4 protein-coding genes are annotated in these 7,497 nt (G+C 69.9%); 2 read left to right on the forward strand and 2 right to left on the reverse strand.

Annotated features, from left to right (window positions below; all coding sequences use genetic code 11):
- Positions 1-92: 92 nt before the first annotated feature.
- Entirely contained in the window at positions 93-3,098 is a 3,006-nt protein-coding gene (topA, locus tag G6017_RS03025; RefSeq protein ID WP_182615894.1) for a type I DNA topoisomerase, read from the reverse strand.
- Between the two features lie 615 nt (positions 3,099-3,713).
- Between topA and G6017_RS03030 the strand changes: the two genes are divergently transcribed.
- The gene (locus G6017_RS03030) at positions 3,714-5,714 is read left to right on the forward strand and encodes a 2-oxoacid:acceptor oxidoreductase subunit alpha (RefSeq protein ID WP_179524438.1); all 2,001 of its coding nucleotides are present in this window, start codon (positions 3,714-3,716) and stop codon (positions 5,712-5,714) included.
- Between the two features lie 24 nt (positions 5,715-5,738).
- Positions 5,739-6,809: a 2-oxoacid:ferredoxin oxidoreductase subunit beta gene (locus G6017_RS03035; protein WP_182615896.1), complete on the forward strand. Its 1,071-nt coding sequence runs from the start codon at positions 5,739-5,741 to the stop codon at positions 6,807-6,809.
- A 69-nt stretch (positions 6,810-6,878) separates the two neighbouring features.
- On the opposite strand, the gene G6017_RS03040 is transcribed toward G6017_RS03035, so the two are convergent.
- Positions 6,879-7,497 (reverse strand): NRDE family protein (locus G6017_RS03040; RefSeq protein WP_182615898.1); only part of this gene is annotated, 619 nt, incomplete at its 5' end.

Consider the following 7,497-nt stretch of genomic DNA (forward strand, 5'->3'; position numbering starts at 1 on the left):
AATTCCGCGTCCTGAGGGCCCGTGAGCACCGATCCTGTCCGCCAGCGCGGAGGAGGTGTCCGCCAACCGCGGGGAGGGTGTCCGCGGTCGGGTCAGCGCCCCGCGGTGGCCTTCTTGGCCGGCGACTTCTTGGCCGGAGACTTCCGGGCCGGGGCCTTCTTCGCCGCGGCCTTCTTCGGCGGGGCCTTCTTCGGCGGGGACTTGGCACGCCGCTCGGACAGCAGTTCCGAGGCGCGCGCGTCGGTGAGCGTCTCCACGGTGTCGCCCTTGCGCAGGGACGCGTTCGACTCCCCGTCGGTCACATACGGCCCGAAACGCCCGTCCTTGACCAGCATCTGCTTGCCGGAGACCTCGTCGACCCCCATCTCGCGCAGCGCCTTGGGTGCGGCGGCCTGCCGGCCCCGACGCTTGGGCTCGGAGTAGATCTTCAGAGCCTCCTCGAGCGTGATGGTGAAGACGGCGTCCTCGGTGTCCAGGGTCCGCGAATCGGTGCCCTTCCGCAGGTAGGGACCGTATCGGCCGAGTTGCGCGGTGATCTCCTCACCACTCGTGGGGTCGACGCCCAGCACCCGCGGCAGCGACAGCAGCTTGAGTGCCTGCTCGAGCGTGACCGTGGCCGGCTCCATCGACTGCATGAGCGACCCTGTCCGCGGCTTGGGGCCGGTGGGGTTGTCGGACTCCTTCTTGGCCTTGCGGGTCACGGCGGACTTGGCCTTGGTCGCGGCCTTCTTGGCCTCCGCCTTGGCCTCGTCATCCTTCGCGGCCGCCATCGCGGCGTCGCGCTCGGCGTCGATCCGCTTCTTCTCCGCCTCGGCGTCGGCGAGCACCTTCCTGGCCCACTGCGCCTTCTCCGCGTCGGTGGGCTCGGGCAGCTTCTCGGTGACGTAGGGGCCGAATCGGCCGTCCTTGACCACGATCTCGTGACCGGTCTCGGGATCCACGCCCAGCGGACGCCCGTCCTGCGGGGTGGCGAAGAGTTTCTCGGCCACCTCGAGCGTGAGCTCGTCGGGGCTCATCCCCTCCGGCAGGTTGGCGCGCTGCGACTCCTGCTCGCCGCCCTCCCCCGCGACCATGCGCTCGAGGTACGGACCGTAGCGCCCGACACGGACGTGGACCGGTCGTCCCTCGGAGTCGTCGAAGACCCGGATGGAGTTGATGCTGCGGGCATCGATGGCCTCGAGGTTCACGTCGATGAGGTTCTTGAGCCCGACCGCGTGATCCCCGTCCCCGGCCGACCCGGCGCCGTCGGGGTCACCGAAATAGAAGCGACGCAGCCAGTCGTCGCGGTTCTCGCGCCCCTCGGCGATCTCGTCGAGCTCGTCCTCCATGAGCGAGGTGAAGTCGTAGTCCACCAGTCGACCGAAGTTCTGCTCGAGCAGACCGATCACGGCGAACGCCACCCAGCTGGGCACGAGGGCGTTGCCCCGCGAATACACGTACCCACGGTCCTGGATGGTGCGGATGATGCTGGCGTAGGTGGAGGGGCGGCCGATCCCCATCTCCTCCATGACCTTGACCAGGCTCGCCTCGGTGTAGCGGGCCGGCGGGCTGGTGGTGTGGCCGTCGGCGGACAGATCCGAACCCGTGAGCGCCTGCCCCTCGCTGAGCCGGGGCAACCGCCGCTCGGCGTCGTCCGCCATGGGCTTGTCGGACGACTCGGTGGACTCCTCGGCGGCCTCGACGTACGCCTTGAGGAAGCCGGGGAACGTGATGGTGCGGCCCGAGGCCGCGAAGGTGGCCCGGCTGTACCCGGACGGGTTCTCGCCCGCGGCGCCCGTGATCCGGATGCTCACCGACGTGCCCTTGGCGTCGGCCATCTGGGAGGCGACCGTGCGCTGCCAGATGAGCTCGTACAGGCGGTACTCCTCGGCATCCAGCGCGCTGTGCAGCTGACCGGGCGTCGCGAAGGACTCCCCGGCCGGGCGGATGGCCTCGTGCGCCTCCTGGGAGTTCTTGACCTTGCGGGTGTACTGACGCGGGGTGGGCGAGACGTACTCGCTGCCGTACAACTCCGTGGCCTGCGCACGCGCGGCCGACATGCCGCCCTCGGACAGCGTCGTGGAGTCGGTACGCATGTAGGTGATGTAGCCGTTCTCGTACAACCGCTGGGCGATGCGCATGGTGCGTTCGGAGGTGTAGCGCAGCTTGCGGCCGGCCTCCTGTTGCAGCGTCGAGGTCATGAACGGCGCGTAGGGACGCCGGGTGTACGGCTTGGACTCCACGGAATCGACCACGAAGTCGGCACCGTCGAGGGCGTCCGACAACGCACGGGCCGCGGCCTCCTCGAGCACCACCGCGTCCTTGGCCGCGCCGGTGGTCTTGAGGCGGCCGTTCTGGCCGAAGTCGCGGCCCTGGGCGACCCGGGCACCGTCCACCGCGGCGAGGCGGGCCGTGAAGCTGCGCGGCTCCCCCGCGTCCCCGCCGGTGGCCTGCTGCGTCGTCAGGGTCGCGGTGATGTCCCAGTAGTCGGCGGCGACGAACGCCATGCGCTCCCGCTCGCGCTCGACGATCACGCGGGTGGCCACGGACTGCACGCGGCCCGCGGAGAGCCGCGGCATGACCTTCTTCCACAGGACCGGGGAGACCTCGTATCCGTAGAGACGGTCGAGGATCCGGCGGGTCTCCTGGGCGTCGACCAGGTCGGTGTCCAGCTCGCGCGTGTTCTCTGCGGCGGCGAGGATCGCGGGCTTGGTGATCTCGTGGAACACCATGCGCTTGACCGGGACCTTGGGCTTGAGCACCTCGAGCAGGTGCCAGGCGATCGCCTCGCCCTCGCGGTCGGGGTCGGTGGCCAGGAGGAGCTGGTCCACGCCGGCCAGTTCCTTCTTGAGCTCGGCGACCTTCTTCTTCTTGTCCGCGCTCACCACGTAGATCGGCTCGAAGTTGTCCTCCGGGTTCACGCCGAGCCGCGCCCACGGCTCCTTCTTGTACTTGGCCGGGATGTCGGCGGCGCCCTTGGGCAGGTCACGGATGTGGCCGACCGACGCCTCGACCACGTAGTCGGACCCCAGGTAGGGCTGGATCTTGCGGGCCTTGGTGGCGGACTCGACGATCACCAGGCTCCGCTTTCCGCCCGATGCTGTCTGCTTGCTCGCCACTGAACTGCTCCCAACCTGCGCTGATCCGTCGGCGACGTGTGTCGCCGAACTCCGGTCCCGGATACGGTACGCGTGCCGGGGCCTGTCTATGAGAATTCATACCAGGCCAGGGGCGCTCCCCGAGAGTCGCGTTCCGCCGCGGTTCCACCCCCGAGGCCGTGGACGGGCGCCGGTGCTCCGCCCTCTCCTCCCCCATGCGGAGGTGGGCCGAGGTGCCCTGGTGACGGTGAGAGATCGGCGACCCGGTGGGGATCGGTGCGCGGACGCATCCCTATATATATGTCTCCGTTCGCACCGGGCCGCCTCGTCGTCGTCGTCGTGGTCGTGGTCGTCGCCGTGGCCGTCGCCGTCGCCGGCGTCTCCGGTCATCGAGGTCATCGGGCTCGCACGCCCCCGGACACCTCGCCCGGGGGCCGCGCGCACTCCCGCCGATTGGCACGGATAGACAGACCGGTCTATGGTGATGACGAGGGGGCACTACGCCTAACTGGAACGTGTTACCGTTTTCCAATTCCGCCGCGGCCACGGGTCGCGCCGGAACCGGCGTACCGTCGGTGGCCGTACGGGAGTCACGACCAGCCCCGATCATCTCAGACGCAACGGAGGTCAGCAGCGGTGGGCAATGTGTCCAAGACCAAGCTGGACAAGGTGGTCATCCGCATCGCGGGCGACTCGGGTGACGGCATGCAGCTCGCCGGTGACCAGTTCACCTCGGAGGCCGCGGCCTTCGGGAACGACCTGGCGACCCAGCCCAACTACCCGGCCGAGATCCGGGCCCCCCAGGGCACGATCCACGGGGTGTCGAGCTTCCAGATCCAGATCGCGGACTACGACATCCTCACCGCCGGGGACCGCCCCGACGTGCTGGTGGCGATGAACCCGGCCGCGCTCAAGGCCAACATCGACGACCTGCCCTCCGGCGGCATCCTCATCGTCAACTCGGACGAGTTCACCAAGCGCAACCTCACCAAGGTGGGGTACGAGTCCAACCCCCTCGGCTCCCCGGCCTTCGAGGCGTTCCAGGTGCACGAGGTGGCCATGGGCACGCTGACCATCGGCGCCGTCGAGTCCGTGGACATCGGCAAGAAGGACGCCGAGCGCTGCAAGAACATGTTCGCGCTGGGCTTGCTGACCTGGATGTACGGGCGCACGGTCGACTCGATCGAGAAGTTCCTGGGCAGCAAGTTCGGCAAGAAGCCCGCCATCCTCGAGGCCAACGTCCTGGCCCTGCACGCGGGCTGGAACTACGGCGAGACCACCGAGGCCTTCGCCTCGGAGTACGAGATCATGCCGGCCCAGCTGCCGAAGGGTCGCTACCGCCAGATCACCGGCAACACGGCGATGGCCTACGGCCTGGTCACCGCGGGCAGGTCGGCGGACATGCCCGTGTTCCTGGGCACCTACCCCATCACGCCCGCCTCGGACATCCTGCACGAGTTGAGCAAGCTCAAGCAGTTCGACGTGACCACCTTCCAGGCGGAGGACGAGATCGCCGGCATCGGCGCCGCCCTCGGCGCCTCCTACGGCGGGGCGCTGGGCGTCACCTCGACCTCCGGCCCCGGCCTCGCTCTCAAGTCCGAGGCCATCGGCCTGGCCGTCATGACCGAGCTGCCGCTGGTGATCATCGACGTCCAGCGCGGCGGCCCCTCGACCGGGCTGCCCACCAAGACCGAGCAGTCGGACCTTCTGCAGGCGCTGTTCGGGCGCAACGGAGAGTCGCCCGTCGCGGTGATCGCCCCGCAGTCGCCCTCGGACTGCTTCGAGATCGCCCGTGAGGCGGCGCGGATCGCGGTCACCTACCGCACCCCCGTCATCGTGCTGTCCGACGGCGCGATCGCCAACGGCTCCGAGCCGTGGCTCCTGCCGGACGTGGCCGACCTGCCGGCGATCGACAAGAACCTCGCCACCGCGCCCGCGACCGGCGCCGACGGAGAGACCGAGGCCGCCGGGGACTACCTCCCCTACGCCCGTGACCCCGAGACGCTGGCCCGCGACTGGGCGGTCCCGGGTGAGCCCGGTCTCGAGCACCGCATCGGCGGGCTGGAGAAGGCCAACGGCACCGGCAACATCTCGTACACCGCGGAGAACCACGATCTCATGACCCGGACCCGGGCCCTGCGGATCGCGCTCATCGACGTGCCCGACCTCGAGGTCGATGACCCGTCCGGCGAGGCCGACGTCCTGGTGGTGGGCTGGGGATCGTCCTACGGCCCCATCGGGGAGGCGGTCCGCCGCGCCCGCGCCAACGGCCACCGCGTGGCCCGCGCGCATGTCCGCCACCTCAACCCGCTCCCGGACAATATCGGCGAGGTGCTCGCCAAGTACCACCGGGTGCTCGTTCCGGAGATGAACCTGGGACAGCTCGCCATGCTGCTCAAGGCCCGTTTCCCGGCTCAGATCCAGCCCATCACCAAGGTGCACGGCATGGCGTTCTCGGCCGAGGAGCTGCAGACCGCCATCGAGGCGGAGTTCGCCGGGCGACTCACCCACACCGAGCACGACAAGTACCGTCTGGCGCTCGACGGGGTCATCACCACGACCGGCGAGCCCGCTGCGCGCAACCGGCGGATCGGCCACACCGCCACCGGCACCACCACCGCCAACCGAACCCGCTGACCCGCGAGCGAGGAGAGGATTTCCATGACCACCACCGAACCCGGACTCGTGGGCAGCCCGCTGCCCCTGGACGCGTTGGCCTCCGTACCCAAGAGCGATGCGCCGCAGAAGCCCAAGGACTACACCTCCGACCAGGAGGTGCGTTGGTGCCCCGGCTGTGGCGACTACGTCATCCTGGCCACCATCCGCGCCCTGCTGCCCAAGCTCGGTCTCAAGCGCGAGAACATCACGTTCATCTCCGGAATCGGCTGCTCGAGCCGCTTCCCGTACTACCTCGAGACCTACGGGATGCACTCGATCCACGGGCGCGCCCCGGCGATCGCCACCGGGCTGGCCACCGCCCGCCCGGACCAGTCGGTGTGGGTGGTCACCGGTGACGGCGACGCCATGTCGATCGGCGGCAACCACCTCATCCACACCCTCCGCCGCAACGTCAACCTCAACATCCTGATGTTCAACAACCGGATCTACGGGCTGACCAAGGGCCAGTACTCGCCCACCTCGGAGCCGGGCAAGGTCACCAAGTCCAGCCCCATGGGGTCGCTGGACCACCCGTTCAACCCGCTGTCGCTGGTGCTCGGCGCCCAGGCGAGCTTCGTGGCCCGCGCCCTGGACTCGGATCGCAAGGGTCTGACCGAGGTCCTCGAGGCCGCCGCCCGCCACCGCGGCACCAGCTTCGTGGAGATCCTGCAGGACTGCCCGATCTTCAACGACGGCTCGTTCGACCTGCTGCGCAAGGAGGACGCGGGCGACCACCTCATCGCGGTCCGCCACGGCGAGAAGATCATCTTCGGCGACGACGGTCAGCACTGCGTGGTCCGCTCCGGTTTCTCGCTGAAGGTCGCGGCGACCGCCGAGGTCGACGAGGCCGACATCATCGTCCACGACGCCCACGCCGAGGACCCCTCTTACGCGCACGCGCTGGCGAACCTGTCCAGCCAGGACCTCGAGTACACCGTCACCGGCATCATCCGGCAGGTGCACCGCGAGACCTACGACGACCAGGCCCGCGCCCAGGTCGCCGCCGCCAAGGAGACCGCACCGGCGGACCTGCAGTCCCTGCTCGACGGCAGCAACACCTGGACCGTCGGATAGTCGGACACGCTGGCCGGACGGCCACACCGGCGAGACCGCCCCGGGGGCGGTCACCGCGCGGATCTGCATTCAGAGCCGGGCGGTGACCGTCCCCGCGACGCGTCCCCGGGCGTCCCAGGTGCGCTCGACCACGTCGGCGGTACCGTGCTCGTCGATCCGCAGCGCCGTCGTCGACCGGGTCCCGTACCACCGGCCGATCCGGACGAACCGCGACGACAGGCGCCACTCGTGCCAGAGCGGGACCCCCGTCCGCGGCAGGTGCCGGATCGGCGCCTTGCGGCGATCGGCGAGCAGGTCGAGTAGCGGGCCCGACCAGTCCTGACCGGAGATCGCCTCGGTGCCCAGGAGGGTTCGCACCTGCGCGACCGCGCCGACGACCTTGGGCCACGGGGTGTCGGGTGCCGCGTTGGACAAGCCGTGGACCCCGGTGCCCAACCGCATGGGCCCCCGACCTGACCGGTTGGAGGCCCACCACATCTCGTCGAGGTCGCCGGCCAGGAGGTTGACCGGCCCGTACCTGCCCAGATCGTCGACGACGTGCTGGGCGAACCCGGTCACGGGGACCGGTCCGGTGAGCGCGTCGACCGGAAGCTCACCCCGGGATGCTGCCGCCGGGCGCTCGGGGCCGCCCTCCCGGACGTTGGTGACCGCCGCCAACCGCGCCCCGGCGGCCAGCGAGAGCCACGTC

Source organism: Dietzia sp. B44, from assembly GCF_014145245.1.
GTDB classification, from domain to species: Bacteria; Actinomycetota; Actinomycetes; order Mycobacteriales; family Mycobacteriaceae; genus Dietzia; species Dietzia natronolimnaea.

Bases quoted from the DNA above. Each gene is read 5' to 3' on its own strand.
- G6017_RS03035 (WP_182615896.1), top strand. From the start codon at position 5,739: ATGACCACCACCGAACCCGGACTCGTGGGCAGCCCGCTGCCCCTGGAC.